The sequence below is a fragment of the Pseudocolwellia agarivorans genome, from assembly GCF_002000085.1.
In the GTDB taxonomy this organism is placed as follows: domain Bacteria; phylum Pseudomonadota; class Gammaproteobacteria; order Enterobacterales; family Alteromonadaceae; genus Pseudocolwellia; species Pseudocolwellia agarivorans.
The window spans coordinates 119,864-140,668 of record NZ_MUZU01000006.1; the positions used below are offsets into that span (position 1 = coordinate 119,864).

At 38.6% G+C, this 20,805-nt stretch carries 15 protein-coding genes; 11 read left to right on the forward strand and 4 right to left on the reverse strand.

What is annotated here, in order from left to right; all coding sequences use genetic code 11:
- The first annotated feature begins 173 nt into the window (after nucleotides 1-173).
- Nucleotides 174-1,388, forward strand: a complete 1,215-nt coding sequence (locus B0X80_RS11125; protein WP_077340309.1) for a hypothetical protein — start codon at nucleotides 174-176, stop codon at nucleotides 1,386-1,388.
- A 78-nt stretch (nucleotides 1,389-1,466) separates the two neighbouring features.
- On the opposite strand, the gene B0X80_RS11130 is transcribed toward B0X80_RS11125, so the two are convergent.
- Nucleotides 1,467-2,471, reverse strand: a complete 1,005-nt coding sequence (locus B0X80_RS11130; RefSeq protein ID WP_077340311.1) for an ester cyclase — start codon at nucleotides 2,469-2,471, stop codon at nucleotides 1,467-1,469.
- Nucleotides 2,472-2,600: 129 nt separating this feature from the next.
- Here B0X80_RS11130 and B0X80_RS11135 point away from each other — a divergent pair, with 129 nt between their 5' ends.
- Entirely contained in the window at nucleotides 2,601-3,581 is a 981-nt protein-coding gene (locus B0X80_RS11135) for an ester cyclase (protein ID WP_077340313.1), read from the forward strand.
- A gap of 109 nt (nucleotides 3,582-3,690) precedes the next feature.
- Here the strand turns inward: B0X80_RS11135 and B0X80_RS11140 are convergent, their stop codons facing one another.
- Nucleotides 3,691-4,701, reverse strand: a complete 1,011-nt coding sequence (locus B0X80_RS11140; RefSeq protein ID WP_077340315.1) for a nuclear transport factor 2 family protein — start codon at nucleotides 4,699-4,701, stop codon at nucleotides 3,691-3,693.
- 247 nt (nucleotides 4,702-4,948) lie between these two features.
- Between B0X80_RS11140 and B0X80_RS11145 the strand changes: the two genes are divergently transcribed.
- From B0X80_RS11145 to B0X80_RS11160, 4 genes are all read left to right on the forward strand, one after another.
- Entirely contained in the window at nucleotides 4,949-6,559 is a 1,611-nt protein-coding gene (locus B0X80_RS11145; protein WP_077340317.1) for a sodium:solute symporter family transporter, read from the forward strand.
- Between the two features lie 16 nt (nucleotides 6,560-6,575).
- Nucleotides 6,576-7,685, forward strand: coding sequence for a nuclear transport factor 2 family protein (locus B0X80_RS11150; RefSeq protein WP_077340319.1), 1,110 nt, complete (start codon nucleotides 6,576-6,578; stop codon nucleotides 7,683-7,685).
- Nucleotides 7,686-7,687: 2 nt separating this feature from the next.
- A complete protein-coding gene (locus B0X80_RS11155; RefSeq protein WP_077340321.1) occupies nucleotides 7,688-8,557 on the forward strand; it encodes a nuclear transport factor 2 family protein in 870 nt (289 codons plus the stop codon).
- A 337-nt stretch (nucleotides 8,558-8,894) separates the two neighbouring features.
- Nucleotides 8,895-9,074 (forward strand): DUF6435 family protein, encoded by a 180-nt coding sequence (locus tag B0X80_RS11160; RefSeq protein ID WP_077340323.1) that lies wholly within the window; start codon nucleotides 8,895-8,897, stop codon nucleotides 9,072-9,074.
- Nucleotides 9,075-9,188: 114 nt separating this feature from the next.
- On the opposite strand, the gene B0X80_RS11165 is transcribed toward B0X80_RS11160, so the two are convergent.
- Together B0X80_RS11165 and B0X80_RS11170 are read right to left on the reverse strand one after the other, a co-directional pair.
- Nucleotides 9,189-9,605, reverse strand: coding sequence for an ester cyclase (locus B0X80_RS11165; RefSeq protein WP_077340325.1), 417 nt, complete (start codon nucleotides 9,603-9,605; stop codon nucleotides 9,189-9,191).
- A 169-nt stretch (nucleotides 9,606-9,774) separates the two neighbouring features.
- A complete protein-coding gene (locus tag B0X80_RS11170; protein WP_077340327.1) occupies nucleotides 9,775-12,159 on the reverse strand; it encodes a TonB-dependent receptor in 2,385 nt (794 codons plus the stop codon).
- A gap of 758 nt (nucleotides 12,160-12,917) precedes the next feature.
- Between B0X80_RS11170 and B0X80_RS11175 the strand changes: the two genes are divergently transcribed.
- The 5 genes from B0X80_RS11175 to B0X80_RS11195 all read left to right on the forward strand — a co-directional run bounded on the left by B0X80_RS11175 (nucleotide 12,918) and on the right by B0X80_RS11195 (nucleotide 20,516).
- Nucleotides 12,918-17,333, forward strand: coding sequence for a cobaltochelatase subunit CobN (locus B0X80_RS11175; protein ID WP_077340329.1), 4,416 nt, complete (start codon nucleotides 12,918-12,920; stop codon nucleotides 17,331-17,333).
- Between the two features lies 1 nt (nucleotide 17,334).
- Complete coding sequence (locus B0X80_RS11180) at nucleotides 17,335-17,844, forward strand: MotA/TolQ/ExbB proton channel family protein (protein ID WP_217697145.1); 510 nt, start codon at nucleotides 17,335-17,337, stop codon at nucleotides 17,842-17,844.
- Between the two features lie 15 nt (nucleotides 17,845-17,859).
- Nucleotides 17,860-18,207: a DUF2149 domain-containing protein gene (locus tag B0X80_RS11185; RefSeq protein WP_077340331.1), complete on the forward strand. Its 348-nt coding sequence runs from the start codon at nucleotides 17,860-17,862 to the stop codon at nucleotides 18,205-18,207.
- Nucleotides 18,208-18,359: 152 nt separating this feature from the next.
- A complete protein-coding gene (locus B0X80_RS11190) occupies nucleotides 18,360-19,382 on the forward strand; it encodes a zinc-binding alcohol dehydrogenase family protein (protein WP_077340333.1) in 1,023 nt (340 codons plus the stop codon).
- A gap of 30 nt (nucleotides 19,383-19,412) precedes the next feature.
- Complete coding sequence (locus tag B0X80_RS11195) at nucleotides 19,413-20,516, forward strand: L-dopachrome tautomerase-related protein (RefSeq protein WP_077340334.1); 1,104 nt, start codon at nucleotides 19,413-19,415, stop codon at nucleotides 20,514-20,516.
- The last annotated feature ends 289 nt before the right edge of the window (nucleotides 20,517-20,805 follow it).

A 20,805-nucleotide genomic window follows, 5' to 3' on the forward strand; every position in this document is an offset into this window, starting at 1 on the left:
ATGAATTGCATGTAATCATTTCGACCTAAATCTTGTTTTTCCGTGCGGCCTTATTCTTTACTATTATTTGCAATGCCTTGATAAGTGCGTATGATCCATATTCCCCTTTGTATTTTCAGTCTTGTAGCCAATATAACTGAAAATAGTCCTCCTACTAGAGTTTGTAGAATTTAATGAAAAAGTTGTTATCTTTACCCGTAGAAATGCCATTGTCTGAAGCTGAAAATCAGGTTTATCAAAATTTCCTTAAATATGTTCCGCCACTAAGCTTAAATTTGATGGCGATAAAAGTGGAACATTGGCCGGATGATTTTTTAGGCTGGTGTGGTGAACTCATCAGGTTATGTCGTGAAGATCTTAATATGGATCTTGTTGAAGATGAACAATTAGTCCCATTAAAAAAAATGCAAGACGTACTTGAAGCGGGCTTTACCCTTAGCCAGTTTAAAATGGCTCGTATTGCACCATGGCCAATATTTGTGGATTTTATCAAGCAACAAAACACTATACATGCTTTAGATGAACGCTTACTTTTACTCGCCTATATTGATGGTATTCGTGAAAAACCTTTAGCTGAATTACTGATGGAAGACCGTTTAGCTTTTGCAGGTAAACATACAAGCGAACACGACCATAGTATTTATAATTTTGATATTGAATGGTTTGCGAGTACTAAAGGTGCCAAAGCTTTTCACGTATTACTTGAACAGTCGCCAGAAAAATTTGATATTGCATTAGCTCATATTCCTTTAACGGGTGATGTGACTTACGAAAACTATCAAAATTTTGTCAGTGATTATCAGAAAATTTTTGAAGAATATGCGCCAGAAAAGCCACAAAGTACTAAAGCGCCATTAGCTGCTGCAACACGCTTATTAGCTATGCGTAGACCCGACCAATTTATTGCATTAAACAATAATAAAATAGATATATTATGCCAAGGTATGTCGATCCCTAAATTTAAAAATACTGATTTTTCATCTTACTGGCAAGACATGATCGCAACGTTGCACACTTTCGCATGGTGGAATCAGGCTGAGCCAACAGTTGCTGATAGCACAGCAGTAGATGCTGAAAATAAAGAACTCACTTTATGGAAAAACCGCGCGGTATTAATTGATTTATTTTTATTTGCTGATGCTGATTTAGCGCAAAACTCTAACTTTATTCGTTTTCGTGATAAAGCGCTAAATAAAGCAGCGACTAAATCAAGAGCCACACCTAAAAAACGCAGTAAAGAATCTGCTGAAATGTTAGTAGATAAAGCGCTAGAGTCGGAAGATATTCCAGAATATTTACACAGCAAGCGCGATACACTTATTAACCAAGTAAAAGGTGGTAAAAGCGTAGAACAAGCTATTGGTTTAATGCGCGCTATTTTTGGTTAATCCCTTTTAACCAATTAAACACAAAGAGTACTGCAACTGCGGTACTCTTTTACTCCTTACCTTTAGCTCTACTAGCAGCTAACAACGTGCCTTGTTAAACTCCCTCATACGCGCTAATACATCAACTCCTATTTGATGATAAACGTGCAGTATGTCTACTAACACCCAGTTTTCTCTTATTACACCGTTTTCGCAGCGCCAAAAATCTAAACTGCGCATAGTAATTTCTTGATTAGCTGGAGCTATACCTAGCCAACCATCGTTACTAATCGTCATTTGCATACCGGGCCATGCGGTAAAACCTACATAGTTTCCATCACCAAATAAATAGCCTTTTTCAACATCACCCACTCGGTTAGGCATGCCATTTAAAAACGGAATTTGATGCCAATTTCTAAAGCCTTTAATGCCTCGCCCTGTTCCTATACCCGACGGACCATACCAGCTACATTTAGGATGCCAGTACTTTTCAAGTTCCATCGCTTCAACACCGCCTGTGGCATAGTTACCTAACGAGTTACACATATCTTCAACTAACTTAACACTGCTAGCTGACAAATGATTTTCTTGAATATTTAAACCGTCTTGTGTCGCTGGTGCCGGCACATGCCACTCTCTTCCTAAACTAGGTACCATAGGCCAAGCTTTAGCTTGCATCATCACTTCAGGTATATCCCAAAGGGCTTGTATCTCTACCACTTTGTTATTTTTAATACGGTAAAACTCATGAAAACGCATTGAAACTTGATGCCCCGTGGGCGGAATATCTAACCAACTTTTTTCAAAGCTGCCGGTGTAATACCCACACATACCAACCCAATGACTACCGTCTTCACTATCGCCCGCCATGACTATAGTTTCTCTACGCTCTAGATCGGGTATAGCATTATTTAAAGGCTGATAAGCTGTTTCGAAAAAGGTTTGAGCGCCATGTAACGTTTCGAACGGATAAGATAATTTCACTACAGCATCAGACGCTAACACGTAGTTAAACTCATTTAAAACGGATACGCGATCAAAATTATATAAAGCCTGCCTTAATGGCTTAAGTAATGCTTTATGATTTGTATGTAATTGTTCCATTGCTGCTCTCTCTTGTGGCTCTTTGCCATAATATTTAAATTCAACTAAAAAAACACTATGACTTCGAAGTCATTCAATGATACTCTGCAAAAAGTGTATTTCAAGTAAAACTTTTGATGGAGAAATAAAATGACAACATTGCTAGATAAATTATATCTACAACTTAAATCTTCTGCCGATAATATTGAAGCTTACGTAGCTGATGATGTGCAATGGAATGTTAGTGCTCCAATTAACGAGCTACATAACAAAGCACAAATGTTAAGTCAGTTTTGGCAACCTTTAATTACCGCCCTACCCGATATTGAAAGAAAGCCCTTTATTCACATTGAAAGTGAATACCAAGGCGCACAATGGATCGCCGGTACAGGTTATTTTGTAGGTACTTTTGCAAAAGATTTACTTGATATACCTGCTACCAATAGAACCCTCTATTTACGTTATACCGAACTGGTAAAGCTAGAAGAAGGTAAAGTTAAAGAATGCTTTATTATTCTCGACTTTTTAGATGCCATGAACCAAGCAGGCGTTAACCCGTTAAGAAAAAGCTTAGGTCACGATGGTTTAATTATGCCACCATCAACAATGGACGGTTTATGCTACGGCGATACAGCCAAAGCTGATGAAAGCGAATCACAAAAGTCTCAACAATTAGTTATCGATATGCTTGATGAGCTTGGCCGTTTCGACGGAAAGTCTTTAGCCAGCATGCAATTACAAAACTTTTGGCACAGCGATTTTATGTGGTATGGCCCTGCAGGTATAGGTACAACTCGTGGTATTGAAGGCTTTAGAGCCAATCATCAAGGGCCATTTGTATTTAGTTTTCCTGACAGAAGTGTTGATCATAAAGCCACGTTAGTCGCACATAATAATTATGTATCAACCGGAGGTTGGCCACATATGCACGGTACACATTCTGTTGGCGGCTGGTTAGGTTTACCACCTACCAATAAAGAATTATCGCTACGTGTTATGGACATATGGCGCCGCGAAGGTGAGTTACTTAAAGAAAACTGGGTCGCTATTGATATTATTGATATGTGCATGCAAATGGGTATTGATGTATTTGCTATGATGAGAGAACAAAAACAAGGTAAAGCCTGTTAACCCTTACCATAAACAGCTGTTTTAAAAAGAAAAAAGGAAGCATTGGGCTTCCTTTTTTAATTTAAAATAACGTTAACTTAACCTAAGTTCAGTTTAAGAAGTAGTTAACTTAGCTTGGGTTATTAATTTTTCTACTACGTTCTAAAATATCTAAACCTTGTTGTTTTAACCAATAAGGAATATCAATTAACACCCAGTTTTCCATCAGCTTATCACCTTCACGACGATATACATCAACCACTCTCATGTCAGCTCTTATGTCGCCACCGGGTAAACCTAGAAAGCCCCCAATAGGCGTACTGCTTAAATTAGGCCAACCAAAGAAGCACGCATAATTACCTTCTGCGTATCGACAAATGTGGCCATTAAATACCTTGTCTTTTAATCCCTGTCTAAACGGGTAAGAATGTTGCTCTTGAAACTTAGGAATTGTATAAGTAGCACCTATGCCTGCAGGGCCATACCACACCATATCTTTAGCCCATGTTTTTTCTAAAATTTCAGGCGGATAAGTATCGTTAGCCGTTTTATTGAGTTGTGATAAATCATCAATCATTTGATTAAGCAATGCCATGGTTTTTTCAGCTTCAGCGGGTTCTTTATCGTCTAACTGAATTCCATCATGAGTTCTTGGTCCGGGGTAAATAAATGAATGCCCAGTGGCTTGCGGTAGAGGATTTATGCCCACTTGATGCATAACGCTAATAATGTCGCAGAAAAAACCAGAACGTACAATTTTACCGTTTTCAATACAGTTAAAATCAGCATAACGCACCATAGCGACCTGCCCTGAGCGCGGAATACCCAGCCAGTCTTTATCAAACTGCACCATAAAGTGTCCCATACTCGTTACCCAATTAGCATTGTCGTTACCACTAACTCCAGCCATGAAGACATCTTGTCGACGTTGAATATTTTTAAAGGCATGCATAAAAGGTTGCCAAAATATTTCGTTAACCGCTTGCGGGCCTTTTTGCTCATTAAATGGATGCACGCCATACCACTGACAATCATCACTCATATATTGAGTCAATACATCGCCAACAGTTTCAGGTGATGATGCTTCTAACGCCTGATAATACTCAAGTATAAGATTTTTATTTTTTTGTTCATTCGTCATTTTTATTCTCGTATGGCTGTGTGATTTTTAAATTCACAATAAAAATAATGAGGTTAACGTTACTATCTGCGTTACACCTAAAGGTTAATTTTATGCTCAAAATGAAATGTTTCCACTCAATTTACTGAATATCTACTTTCATATTATTTTAAACAATGCTATGTTTAAATGACTTCGAAGTCAACGAAGAATAATTAACAATAATGAACAACAGAAGACTTCAATATAATCTTAAAGAGAGATATGTATGACAGAATTTGGAACGCTAAATTGGACGATACTCATCGTTTATATACTCGGTAACCTTTTTCTTGGTTATGTAGTGAGTAAAAAAGTCAGTTCGTCTGACGACTTTTATCTTGGGCAAAAAACAACACCGTGGTGGGCGATAGGCATTTCAGTTATTGCCACCTACGTCAGTGCCTTAACATTTTTAGGTGCGCCAGCATGGGCATACAAAGACGGCCTTTCGGTAATTGCTATCCACCTTAATTATCCACTTGTTATTATTGCCGTTATTACCTTTTTCTTCCCCTTCTTTTATAACGCCGGGGTTGCCTCTATTTACGAATACCAAGAAAAACGCTTCGGGAAAAAAGCACGTGCTTTAGTCTCAGGCATTTGGTTAATATCGCAAACAATGGGCTCAGCTGCGGTACTTTATGCGACCTCAATTGTACTGAGCTTTATTACGGGTATTCCTGAAATTACCGCCATATTTATTGTGACCATAATAGCCCTTATTTATACCGTAATGGGAGGGATAACCGCCGTTATTTGGACCGATGTTATTCAGTCAGGCATATTGTTTTTAGGGGCTGGTGTTATTATGTATGCCCTTATCGACACCAGCACAACCCCGGTTATGGAAAGTCTTGCACAGTTAAAAGCGCAAGGTAAAACCAACCCTCTTAACTTTGATTTCGACTTTACTAATACCACCACCGTTTGGTCAGGTATATTAGCGATGACCCTCTACCACATTACGGTATATGGCACTAACCAAATGATGGTGCAACGAACGTTAGCCGCCAAAAACATTGGTGATGCTAAAAAGTCTTACTTATTAATGGGTTTTCTAGCTTTCTTTGTTTACTTCTTTTTCATTATTTTGGGTATTTTATTTTACAACTATTACCAAGGTAAGCCGTTTGAAAACGAAAATACCATTATTTTAGAGTTTGCTGCTCAATATGGTATGCCGGGCTTAATGGGGATTATTGCTGCTGCAGTTATGGCGGCTTCTATGTCAAGTTTAGACTCCGCATTCAATTCTTTATCTACCGTATCAACGCTAGATTTTTATAAGAAATATTACAAGCCTAATGAAACCGACAAACACTACCTTAATGTATCGCGTGTTTTCACAGTATTTTGGGCTGCCATAATTGTTTTCCCTGCCATTATGTACCACCTACACAGCTCAGGCTCTATTTTAGAAGTGTTAAGTAAAGTCGGCTCGTATTTCGTTGGCGCACAATTAGGGATGTTTGGTTTAGGTTTCTTCTCTAAACACGCAACGGAGCGTGGACTATTAGTAGGAACATTTGTTGGTGTATTAGCTGTTGCTTATACCGCTATTTACACCGATGTAGCATGGCCTTGGTACGCAGCTATAGGCGCTTTCGTTAACGTTGTGGTTACGATTATTGCCAGTATTGCCATTGACGGTAAACAAGCTGAATACTCGCCTTATAGCGTTAAAGGTCAAATTAAAGCCTTTGCCGATAGTGGCAAACCAGAAAAAGAAAATGGCTGGTATTTAGTGCCGGGTAAGGTAGACAAAGTCTGTTATTCACTCTTTGGCTTCTTCATTTTCACCCTAGTATTTTTATTCTCTTTTGAGCTATTCATTTAAAGTAACGAGTTAAACTATGAGTATTAAGTTAAACAAATCAATAACACAGGTACATTGGCAACCTCTAACAGCGTTGTTAGAGCCAGCAGGTGCCAAGCAACAAGCGCTTACAGGGTTCGATGATGAATTCGTTGATATTGTTGATTACATTATTCGTATAACTCACCGCATTTGGGAACAAAAAAATGTGGGATTATGCTACCGCTATTACAGCGAAATTTGTCCAGTATTTACCTTGGGCGGATATTCTGAATGTGTTGAGCAAGTGGTTCAAAACACTCTAAAAACCATTGCTGCTTTCCCTGACAGAAGTTTAATTGGCGAAAACGTTATATGGAAAGAAGAAGCTGACGGCACTTATTATTCGTCACATTTAATTACCAGTATTATGACCAACACAGGTAATTCTGATTTTGGTTTAGCCACCAATAAAACAGGACGAGTAACGACCATTGCTGACTGTGTTTGTTTTGAAAACAAAATAATTAAAGAATGGTTAGTGCGAGATAATAGCTTTTTGATCAGCCAATTAGGGCTTGATCTTATTGACGCTGCTATTCATTTTTCAGCCCTTACACCTAACGATACCTTTAATGAATGGTATAACAGTGAATACAATCGTGTACTCGCAGCAAAACACAGAACAGAGTTAAGCTTTACCGAAAGTAGTTGGACAACTGAAAGCTTTGTTCATGCTTGGGCGCAAACCTTATTTAATCAAAAACAATTTTCTACCTTAACGCAGTTTTATCATGTTGCGGCTGCCCATCAATGGCCAGGAGGTAGACAATCGACAGGGTTAGCTCAAATTAGCGGTACGTTAATTCAGTGGTTAGCACAATGCCCTGATGCCAAAATGACGATTGATCATATTGGCGTAACAGGCTTTGACGACGACACCATAGATATTGCCATTAGATGGTCGGTAGCAGGAACCTTTAACCCACACATCGACAGATTATCATCATTAAAAGGTAACCGCTTTTTTGTATTAGGTTGTACCCATATGCGAGTAAAAAATCAGAAAATAATTAAAGAAGTTACCGTATTCGATGAAATTTCTTTATACGCTAATATGATCCGCGAGTCGGGTCATTCACTACCATTATTAGCACAAGGAGTTTAATCATGTTTAATCAACTTATCGCGTTATACACCGAAGGTGATTTAGCACAGTTATCGTCTCGTATTTTGCACAGCACGGCATGGAAACAGCACGACTTCACCGCTTACGGTAGTATGCAAATAAACAAGCTATGGCTTAAAAGCTTAGAGCAATTTGGTTTTTTACAAGTAACTAAGCAGCAAGAAATACAGGGCGATAATTTTTCAGCGCTATATATAGAGCTATCGAAAGAATCGACAAGTAATAACGAAAACGTTTCTATCACTTTTTTCTTTGAGCATAACAACGAGCACATTAAACGTTTGCATTGTATAGTAGATACCTTAGCCCTTGCTAAATTATTACAGCAAGAGCCTAGTGTTTTAATTGATGCGCTGCCAACACCTGATCCTTTATTACTGAGTCAGTTTGATCATCAATTACACCCTAAAAGTTATCATGCCACGCCTAACGATGTATGCGACTTACCTAACAGCATTAGCGAAACGGTAAATCAATGGTGGAATATATGGCAAGAAAAACAACTCGCTAGCTTTAAAAATATTTATAGCGATAGTGCAAAAATACAAATAGCTGGCTTTGGCTCTCATGAAGGGTTTAAGCAACTACGCGACTTCCAACTGAAAGTACATAACCGTATGAATCGCAGCTATTGCCAGTTAGAAAACATATGTGTTGATAAAGCAGAAAGTTCACTTGCAGTAAAATGGCATATTGATGGTGACTATATTGATAACGGTAAAATTAAGCGTATTCGTGTACCCGTTATTTCAGTACTGACTATAGAAAATAAACATATTGTAGAAGAGCAACTGCAAATAGACTGGTTAGCTTTATACAAACAATACGACCTGAGTTATCCGTTTGTATAAGTAAGCTAAACACTGAATCAGTATTACATGTATATCGCTCTTAATTTAGCGCGATATACATTTAAGTTCCCCTCCTAAAAAGTTCTACTTTTTAAAAAATTTATTAACCACAGAGAAAAGATTAAGAGAAAGAAAGATACATAACGTTAATCAGCTGAATTCAGTATCAACTTAGCCGTTTACAGCTCCCTTATTTAAACAACGATTTTAAACCACAAAGAAAAATTCAAGAGAAGATCAAAGAAAGAACTGATCCATTCTTTTTAATTCCACCATAAGTAATCTATTATGGTTATTCAATCGTATTGCTAGTTAACTACCGCTATCGAGAAACTCAATGTTTTCACTATTTAAATCAGACCCAACCAAAAAACTCAATAAGCTTTATGAAGCTAAACTAGAGCAAGCTATGCAAGCCCAAAGAAATGGCGACATAAAAAGTTACTCAGAATTAACTGTTGAAGCAGAAGAAATACATAAACAAATAAAAGAGATGGAAAAAACAGGAAATAAATAAATCGTAGAATTACGATATAGGTGACTTTTTATATAATGACTCGCCAAATTGAAATTGACGAGTGATTACGCTAGAGCATTTATAGCATTACTTAGAATACCATTGCTCTGATGCTTAGCTCCAACCTAGTTGTTGTACGCTAATGGTGTCATTCCAAATTTTTGTCATGTGTTTGATCAGTCCATTCTCGAATTCCATATTATAAGCATAATCAGCAATAAAAGAGTTACCTGTTGGTGGAACAGGTCCTCCTTCAGCAGTGTGGGTACCTTCAATAATTCCTAAAGCAGCGACACAATTTCGTTCTTCATCAGCGGCAATAAATTTTAATTCATATTTTCCGTCAGGAATTATAATTAATAAGTTTTTCATCCATTCACAATATACATCAAGAGACGTTATACCTTCTAAGGCAGATGTTTGTGATGAAAAGGTTGCATCTTGATGACAATATTTGCTACAAAAATTCCAGCCTTTTCCAGTTTCGCATGCATCAAAAAATTGATGAGCAACTTCAAGTGTATTTGACATATTCATTCCCATTAAATCAGTATTGTTGAGGAGGTAATAATTTTTAAAGCAACGTAAATTTTTATTTTTTAACGACTTATATTTAATTTACTCGCTAACTTTTTTCCATAAAAAACCGCAGGTATTCTGCGGTTTTTTAAGGGCTTAACTAATAAACTTTAAATAAGGATTAGAAAGAATACTTAAGACTTGCCCCCCATGTTCTTGGATCGCTCCAGTTAGCTTGTACTGAGTTAATAGGTTGACCATCTTTAAGTTGAGAATGAACAACAGCACGTGTTAATACCGCTTTATCCGTTAAGTTATTAATAAAGAAATCAACTTGTAAATCTTCTTTAATGATCCAAGTTAAACGCGCATTAACAATGCCATGAGCATCAACTCGAGTTTCAGGTGTATTTACATCAAAAGCATAGTAATCGTCAGAGTATGTCGCTTGTAGATGCGGAATTAAAAATCCACCATTATCTAATTCAACTTCATAAGTCACGCCAAAACCAACAGTGTATTCAGGTGCCATTGCAGGAGACCAACCAGCAAAACTAAATTGACTATTATTGTCGTTAATATCTTGGCGACCTTCAAAGTTGCCTAATCCTAATAAAGGACGTAATTGAGAATTACCTACCGCATAGTCGTCTGAAAATTCAGCATCTAACCAAGTGAACGTACCATTAACAGATAGGTTATCCGTTGGATACCATTGCATATCCATCTCAATACCTTTCGTTTCAATGCTTCCGCCGTTTTCATAATATTCAAAACTTTGTGTTGTACCTGCTTCAACACATTGCAGTACCGTATCGCTAGTGGTTATATCATTACATGCAACAGCAAATAATTGTGCTTTAACATCGTCGTATTCATTAACGAAAGCCGAAATATTTAAACGCATTTCGCCATCAAGTAAGGTACTTTTCATCCCTACTTCATACGACATAACTTCTTCGTTGTCGTAAAGCGGATCCGCACCACGAGAAACAACACGACCATCATTAGCACCACCAGTTCTAACACCTGTAGCAGCAGATGCGTACATCATTAAATCATCACTTTGATCAAACTCAACAGCAGCTTTCCACAATACGGCTGAATCATCCCAATCAGGAATATCATCCCCTGTAAAACTCTTCTCATCTTTGTTATAGCGTAAACCACCCACTAAACGTAAGTCTTCAGATACCTCATAACGTAATTGACCAAATACAGCGATTGAATCTGACGTATGTGGGTCATGATCAGGGTTCCCCCAACTAGGCACAACGATTGAATCTGGAACACCATTTCCTGTAGTATCTGTACTTGATAACCATTCCCAGTCAGCTTCTTGATCAAAGTAGTATAAACCAGCAATCCATTGTAAAGGACCTTCATGATTTGAAGAGATTTGTAGCTCTGTTGAAATCGTTTTTTGATCATCTTGGCGACCAAAACCGCCAACCGAATCTAACCCTCCATCACTGTAATCATTATCGTAAAACTGTTTACCACTTAATTCAGAGTAGTTTGATGTCCATTTAAAATCCGCAACATCGGTGTACCATTCTAATGTTGCTGTAGCAGAAAATGCTTCTTGCTTATCAAGTGACATAGCATTTCGGTATACGTCGTATGGTCCAATATCATTGCGCTCAACATCATCACGTTGATAAATATGACCTGGTGTTACCGTAGCATTAGGATTGTATACGCCTGGGCTAGTTTCTGTTAAAGAATAGCCTGCTATTTGCTGATAGCCCCAAATAGCTTCAGAGTTAGCATCTTTTTTAGAATAATCGACACGGAAGGTCGCATTGAAATCTTTACTTGGTTCATATCGAGTGACTGAACGCGCATAGAAAGAATTTTTTTCACGCAAGTCATCAGAAGGGCCTAATAAAAAGTGGTTTTTGATATAACCATCATGTCGATCTGAAGCAACCACAACACGTGTTGCCAAATTATCTGTTAAAGGAAGATTTAATACCCCTTCGTAAGCACTACGGTTGTATGCGCCCGTAGTAATTTTAACATTACCTTCAATATCATCCATGTTCGGACGATTAGTAATAACATTAATACTACCGGCAAAGGTATTACGACCATACAATGTACCTTGAGGACCACGTAATACTTCAATACGTTCAATATCAACAAAAGCCCCCATGCCCGCTGTTGTTGTTGGTACATAAATACCATCTTGGAAAATACCGACTATTTGCTCAGCAATACCTGTACCTGCAACCCCTACTTCGTTAGTACGAGCACCACGCATAGCCGGTCTAACTTCACCACCTGAGCTGCCTACTTTTAAGCCAGGAACAACTTGCTGTAAACCAGTTATATCAATAATACCCGCACGTTCAACATCGTCTGAGCCCAATGCTGTAATTGAAGATGACACTTCTTGTAAGTCTTGTGAATGTCTGTTGGCGGTAACAACAATTTTTTCAATTTTATGGGATTCTTTTTCCACGTTAGCTTCTTCAGCTAAAGCCGTTTGGCTCAAAAAAGCATTAGTAATAGCTAATGCTAGCGTGGTTTTTAACAGCTTATTTCGTGTAACTGGCTTCATGTGTTATTCCTCATCCTCTACTTAAAATTATAAGTACAAAAGTTCATGTTAAAAGTGCGAACAATAATAGGGCTGTTTTAATGGTTATTTATTGCCCTTACCCATATTTGTACTTCGGAATCATTTTTATGTCAAGGGTCTATCAATAACACAAAATAAAGAAGTTAAAACATCAATAGCAACAACACAAATAAAAACCTTACTAAACAAAACGATAAAACAAAAACAAATAAAAACAATAAATCACAAAAATAATGACTTCGACGTCACTAATGTAACGAATTGTAAAAATCATTAAAATAATAAACACAAATAAGACAATAAATGATAACAAGGTTAATCGGCTCATTTACCCACTAAAATAGTGAATGTAAAAGTAGCTTTATTGACAATATTCGCTGCAGTCTGTAAAAAGGACATAAGTCTCAGCATGCTCATTTTTATTGATGTTTTCATCATTTAAATGTGCCTCATGGAATCCAGTATTAACAACATAAATCTGGAGCTGTCCTCGCAACTGTATTTGTTATTGAAAATATTATATTTCCAATAACATAAGCCAGACACATGACGCTGATACCTACTGTTTTGAGCGAGAATACTCAATTTAGCACAGCAATTTTCTAGATTTTTTAGCCTTTACTCTATTTCAATCTGAATATAGAGCTTAGTCTGTTACTTCAATTCTAGAGGCAAATAAACACGCGCTGTTCTTTATTTAATTCTCTCCCCCTATTTTTAATTGGCTTTGAGAATTTATGCGTTTTTTGATCTTATTTTTACTCTTTATTTCTTCTATTTGCTCTGCAGTTGAAGACGATTATTTACTCGTACTCGTTTCGCAACGTAACTCAGAAACCATAGCAGAAGCCGCTAGATTATTTTATATCGCACATCCCGAGCAAAAACAGCTAGCCATTAAAGCGCGCAGCGATGTGCAATTATGGGAACTATCACCCGAAGAACGTTCGGTATTAATTACTAACAGTCGAGCTATTTTAGGCTTTGGTTTATACGGTGCCAGCGTACCCAATTTAAAGTCGCTATTAACACAATTCAAAAAGCCTAAATTACTGATAAACAGCGACCATCGTTTAGTTATATTAAGCCAATTTGGTAACTCGCCACTATTTCCTGATGCTGAACAAATGCGAGAAATAGCCAAGAATCAACCCGGTGAGAATTTCATTCAAGATCTTGCTGATCAATTAGAGCAATATCCCAGTAAAAAAGTATGGTTACAAGCTCGTGGCTACTGGAAAGCAGGCGGTGCCAACAACAGCGCTGAAATGTTCGCTTCAATTTTTAGTGCCTTAGGCGAAAGCATAAACATTAAAGCACCTGTTCCTACACCTGAATTACGTTGGGTTATTAATAATAGCTTTTATAATCAACTCACTAATACCGAACTTTCAAAACTTAACCAGCAACCCGTTGTGGCCATAATTGATCACGCAGGTGGCGCTCGACCTGCTGATACTAAGCTACTTCGCGAAATTTGTGATCTCGCTACAAGCCAATACAACAATCAATGTTTAGGCGCTATCGCCGCTTGGGGTAAAGCTGGTGTAGACGCGGTTAAACAATTAGTGCCGATTAAAGATCGTTTAAGTGCCGTGATCATGCTGCAAGACTTTGTAATTGGTGGTGGCGATGGTCGTTCAGAAGTTACTGAATTACTCACACAACTTAATGTTCCGGTAATTAAAGCCATAAAACTACGTGACCGAACAGCCATTGAACGTCAGCTTTCATCAGACGGATTAGCGCAAGAAAAAGTTTATTACCAAGTAGCAATGCCTGAATTACAAGGCGCTAGCCAACCTTTAGTAATAGCAACCGCAGGTGCTGCCAACGACGATCCACTAACAGGTATTCGTGTACAAGGTGTTACCGCTGAAACCAGCTCGATTCATTCGTTATTAACCCGTACACAACGTTGGAACCAACTACAAACGAAACAAAATGCCGATAAAAAAGTTGCGATTATTTATTACAACCATCCTCCCGGACGACACAACATAGGTGCCGATAACTTAGATGTTCCCGCATCGTTATGGCAAATATTAAATCAATTAAAAGCCGCAGGTTATAACACCGGCGAGCTACCTAAATCACAAGAAGACCTACTCGATATGATGCAAGATCGTGGTGTAAATTTACCGCGCGACTCTGGCGCTCTAGCCTCCATGAGCCAACATATTGAACGCATGACAAGTACAGAATACAGCACATGGTTTGAAACCTTACCGGCTAGTGTGCAGCGCGAAATGGAGCAAGGTCCATTTGGTTTATTACACGAGCAACTTAGCGCTGCAATTAGCCAAAACAAAGGCAAGCTTGCGTCAGATGCACTACATCATACCGTTGAAGAAATGCATCATTTACTTGAAGGGGTTGATCACAAAGGTCGCACTCGTGCACTCGCTTTATTAGGTCAACTAGAAACCTGTTATTTAAACGTCATCAAAACACCTGAGCAACAAACCTGTATGAGTGAAGCGCCTAATATTATTGACGCACTACAAAAAACAGGCATTGAAGGTTTAGGCGGCTGGGGCAAAGCACCCGGTAAAGTAATGACCTTTAATGGCGAGCTACTTTTGCCCGGTTTAACTTTCGGCAATATATTTATTGGTCCGCAACCACCAAGAGGTTGGGAAATTAACGAAGAGCTATTACACGCAAATTTAGCTTTTCCACCACCGCATCAATATTTAGCGTTTTATCACTTTTTACGTAACAAATTTAAAGCCGATGCGTTTGTGCATTTAGGTCGCCATTCAACTTACGAATTTTTACCGCGCCGCTCTGTAGGTTTAGCACCTGACGATTACTCACGTATTATCGCAGGCGATGTACCGGGTGTTTATCCATATATTGTTGATGGTGTTGGCGAAGGTATTCAAGCTAAGCGTCGTGGTTTAGCTGTGATGGTAGATCACCTAACGCCACCTCTTGCTAGCACACCACTTTACGACGAGTTACTGCAACTTAGACAACTAATAGAAAGCTTTGAAGCAAGCCACGGCACAGATAACGAAGTGGTTGCCACAAGACTGGTTAAACAAATACGTGAGAAAGTCGACAAGCTCGAACTCAAAGAAGAACTCGCACAAGCTATGTCAGCTGAACTTGCCGTAATGGGTATCAGTTTTGAAGAAGTTGACGACGATATGATGGTGCATGAAGTGGGTCATTACCTTACCGACTTACAAGAACGTTTCATGCCATTAGGCTTACATATTTTTGGTAAAGACTGGCAAGAAAATGCGGTAGAAATGATGTTGAATTCAATGCTTACCCGGGCAGACAGCCAAGATAGCGTATTGAAAAAAGATATAACAGCAAGATTAGTCGCTTCGCCACAAGCTGAAATGACTGCCCTACTCAATGGCTTAAAAGGTGGTTTTATCACACCGGGTCAAGGTAACGATCCAATAAGAAGCCCTGCAAGTTTACCGACAGGTCGTAACTTCTATGCCCTTGATAGCTCATTAATTCCTAGCCCTGTTGCATGGCAGCTTGGACAAGAAATGGCAAAATCAGCAAGAGAAAATAACGAAAAAGCAGCCGATAAACGTGAAGCGTTAATTCTTTGGGCATCTGACGTAGTGCGTGATGAAGGTGTAATGATCGCCTTTGGTTTAGACATGTTAGGACTGGAACCTGTATGGAACAGCCGTGGTTTAGTTAAAGGCTTAAAGCGTCAAGATCTGCAAAACCAAAGTGATGAAGAAAACCGAGTCCGTCGCGATATGGTATTCACCACGTCAGGCTTATTCCGCGATTTATACGGTCAGCAAATGCTGATGTTAGACAAAGCGACATTAATGGCGATAGATGCCAGTGCAGATACCATCAGAACCGACTACCCAGCCTTAAGTTTACCACTAGCAAACGCATTAGAAGTGTTAGGTAAAGAAGCCATAGGTGGTAACGAATCACTTAACATTAACCAAGTGGCCGCTAACTGGGTGATTCAAGCTAAAGAGTTACTTGCCGCAGGTTTTAACGCTAAAGATGCTGGTATTAGCGCAAGTTTACGTGTATTTGGCGATGCTCCCGGTAGTTATGGCGCAGGTATTAACCGTTTAGTGGAACGTTCGGGTGCATGGGAAAAACGAGAGGAACTCGCTAAAGTTTATACCCGACGTTTAGGCCACAGCTATGGATTATCATCGTTTGGCACGCCAGCACAAAACACCTTTAAGCGTGTATTAAGTGATGTGGAAAACACCTACTTTGGTCGTTCAAGTAACCTTTATGGCTTAATCGATAACAACGATGCTTTCGATTATCTTGGCGGCTTAAGCTTAGCGGTAGAAACCTTAACGGGTAAACCACCAAAGAATTATATTATTGATCATGCCGATCCTGACAACGTAAAAACTAAACGTTTAGGGCCAGCACTTCGACAAGAGCTTCGCGGTCGCTTCTTAAATCCTGCTTGGTTAAAAGCGCAAATGGAACATGACTATGCAGGTGCTCGTACTATGGGTAGTGAGTTTCTTGAATACTTATGGGGCTGGCAAGTAACCAATCCAACCTTAGTGGGTGACTGGGCGTGGGAAGAAGTTAAAGCGGTTTACATAGACGATCGTTACGATCTTCAATTAGATGAGTTTTTAGAAAAAGGCCACAACGCACACGTTAAAAGCAACATGCTTGCGATTATGTTAGTGGCCGCTCAAAAAGGATTTTGGGATGCAGATAAAGCCACTATTGAACAACTTGCTGCTAGCTTTGCACGCTTAGTAAAAGCCAATGGTTTACCAGGCAGTGGTCATTCAGATCCTGACAACCCTATGTTGCCATGGTTAGAGCAACATTTATCTGCCGAGCAATGGCAAGATCTCGCGCAAGTTATCGCCTTAGCTAAAGGTAACGATACACAAGTTGAACCTGAAGAAGTTCATCGTGTCGCAGAGCTTAAACTAAAAGCTGAAGAACTAGCGCCAGAAAGCGCAGATACAGATAAGAGTTCTAACAGTGCTAACGCCGAACAAAAGCCAGCAGATGAAACAGCTGAAATTAAAACAGAAACTGAAAACAACTCAACATGGCAATGGTGGCTAGCCCTAGTACTTGTTACTTTTATGCTGTTCGGTTTTTACCGCGGAATAACAAGAGCCAAAAGCTTAACCCATAGATCTTCAACAGGAGAGCAATAACATGCACACAGAATACGGAATGATATTAGGTGTACTGCACCAATTTGTGGGTTGGTTACTTTACCCTGTTATTTTAGTATTAGCTTTGGCGGTAATAGGTGTTTTATGGGAGCTAGGTTTAGCTTTTGCTGAACGTTATTATATTTTAAAAGCCTTTAGCCAAGCGGCTCTTTCTGTTGCAGGTAAAACTTCGACTACAACCTTAAAAATAAACCACACTGAAATTGAGCAAGAGTTTCAAACGCATGCCACCAAACGCTTAGAACGTATCGACTTATTTGCTCGCTCAGGTCCTATCTTAGGTTTAATGGGCACTTTGATCCCTTTAGGTCCGGGGTTAACGGCGTTGGGGTCGGGCAACATTGATATTTTAGCAACGGCCCTCACGGTAGCTTTCGACACAACGGTAGTTGGTTTATTAATTGGTTTAGTGGCTTATACCCTAGGACGTGTTCGTCGACGTTGGTACGATCAAACATGGCAGAAAATCACTTCTGCAACTGCTAAGTAAATTTAGGAGAATATTATGTCTAATAAATCATCGTGGCAGTCTTCTCAATTTGCTGAACAAGACACCGACCCACTTGCAGGTTTCGCTAATATAATGGATGTTATGTTAGTTTTTGCACTCGGCTTAATGTTAGCGTTAGTTGCGCAAAGTAAAGAATTACAAGAAAGGTTCTCGATAGAATCTAATAAAACAGAAGTAACCGAAGTCCTCGAAGCAATAGAAGTAACAACGGGAACTGAACTCGTTGATGCGCCTGAGTCACTTGCAAATCCAGCCAATGCAAAAGCTAACGGTATGAAATCGCTAGGGCAAGTTTATAAAGATCCTAAAACCGGAAAACTTATTTTAATTAGTGGCGGCTGACACACCACATTTTTTATTATATGCGGGTAATAGCCCACCATTATCAATAATTTTTTGACAATGATTCTAAAATTACCCTATTCATTAAAACCTAATTAACCTCTATCATATCTCCAACGTAATAAATACCTACTCATTTTTGGAGCAAAACAATGAAAGCGATCGGATATAAAGAATCATTACCTATTACCAATGCAGACTCTTTACAAGATATTGAATTAACTAAGCCCACAGCAACAGGTAACGACTTACTGATAAAAGTTAAAGCGATAGCAGTAAACCCTGTTGATTATAAAATTCGTCAAAACGTGGCGCCAACAGATGATAACTACAAAGTTATTGGCTGGGATGCTGTCGGTGAAGTGGTTGAAACAGGTAATGACGTTACTCGTTTTAATATAGGCGATACCGTTTTTTATGCAGGTGATTTACTACGCCAAGGCAGCAATGCGGAATTTCAATTAGTAGATGAAAAGCTAGTAGGTTTAAAACCTAAAAACATCTCAGACGCTGAAGCCGCCGCATTACCTTTAACGTCAATCACCGCTTGGGAAATGTTATTCGAACATTTAGCAATAAAACAACAAGCGTCTAACCCAGCACAAAAAGATGAAGTTATTTTAGTTGTAGGTGCTGCTGGTGGTGTAGGTTCAATACTTATTCAACTTGCTAAAAAACTAACTAATGCAACGATTATTGCAACAGCATCACGCGAAAGTTCGAAACAATGGGTTACTGATTTAGGGGCTGATTATGTAGTTGATCATTCAAAGCCATTATCACCACAAATTGAAGCATTAAACATTGGTCCATTAACTCATGTAGCCAGTTTAAATAATACCGATGCGTACATAGATACTTATGTTGAGCAACTTATCCCATTCGGAAAAATTGCTTTAATTGATGATCCTGAAGCGATTGATATTAAAAAACTTAAAATGAAAAGTTTATCGCTGCATTGGACTTTTATGTACACACGTTCAATGTTCCAAACCGACGATATGGTTGAGCAAGGTAAGTTATTAAACCGTGTATCTGAGCTTATCGACCAAGGAAAGATCAAAACAACGATAGGTAAAAACTTAGGAAAAATTAATGCTGAAAACTTAAGAGCAGCTCATCAAGAATTAGAGTCTGGCTCATCTATCGGCAAAATTGTGTTATCAGGCTTTTAAATTCTTACGTATATACAAACAGGAACACACATGAAATTAATTAAGAACACATTCGCTATAGCAACATTGTCGCTAGTAGCAGCAATTGCACCTAATATTCAAGCTGCACAAGTTAGCTCATTAGAAACAGCAACAGAATTTACAGACAGTCGAGGTGGTGGCATAACTATTACACCAGCGGGACGTATGATAGTAAGTATGCACCCATTAGATGGACCCAAAATACGTGTAGTTGAAGTGATGGCAAACGGCGCAAAACAACCTTTTCCTACTACAGACTGGGCTGATGGCCCTGAAATTGGCAAAGTAGGTTTTACTTCAGTTATTGGTGTGCATAGTGATAGTAAAGGTGTTGTTTGGGTTTTAGATATGGGCAGCGACAAAACACCAGCACAATTAGTTGCTTGGGATTCAGTAAACAATACCCTTGTTAACACAATAAAAATTGATAAATCTGCACTATTAGCTAACTCGTTTATTCAAGACTTTGTTATTGACGAAAAACGTGATCATATCTACATAGCAGATATGTCTTTCGGTAATTTTATGGGTGCAACTAAACCCGCAATTATAGTAGTTGATCTTAAAACAGGTAAATCTACACGTGTTTTAGAAAGCCACAAAACCTTTATGCCTGAAGATTTTGATATTGTTATTGAAGCCTCTTTATTAGCATCTAAAACACCCGAAGGAAAAACCAATAAACTACGCTTTGGTTTAAACCCTATTGCGATAGATGACAAAAGCGAATGGGTTTACTTCGGTGCATTTACTGGTACTACAATTTATCGTATACCCGCATCCACATTAGCAAATAGCAAGATGTCGGACAAAAGTCGTGCGAATAAAATTGAAGAATTTGGTCCTAAAAACCCAAGCGACGGCATTGCATATGCTCCGGGCGGTGGAATTTTAGTTACCGACCTTGAAAATCATGCTGTAGGTTTAACAACCCCTGGTAAATATGAAATTTTAGTACAAGACAAAGCGTTGTCTTGGCCAGATAGCATTGCGATAAGTAATGGTTGGATATACGTAACGCAAGACCAACTTCACCAACATCCTGCTTTTAGCCAAGGTTTAGGTAAAGCTAAAGCGCCATATAAAGTAATGCGCTTTCGTTATAGTAAATAACCTGAGTTCGGCTTAATAAATGTTCTTCTAGCAGCTATTTTTACTCACTTCGGCGTTAAATTGACTTCAATAGACCACCTATTGACGCGTAAATTTACCTTGAATTAAGTAAAGATATCCAGCTAGAAGTAAACCAAAGTTTTAATAACTATTTTTCAATGAGTTAACTAATTTTCAAACCGAACTCAAGTTAAATAATAATTTCAGTAACCTATTACGTAACCCACTTAAATGATCTCGTCATTGAGCTCATTTAACTTTATGACCTTCAAATTGAAGTAAAACGAGT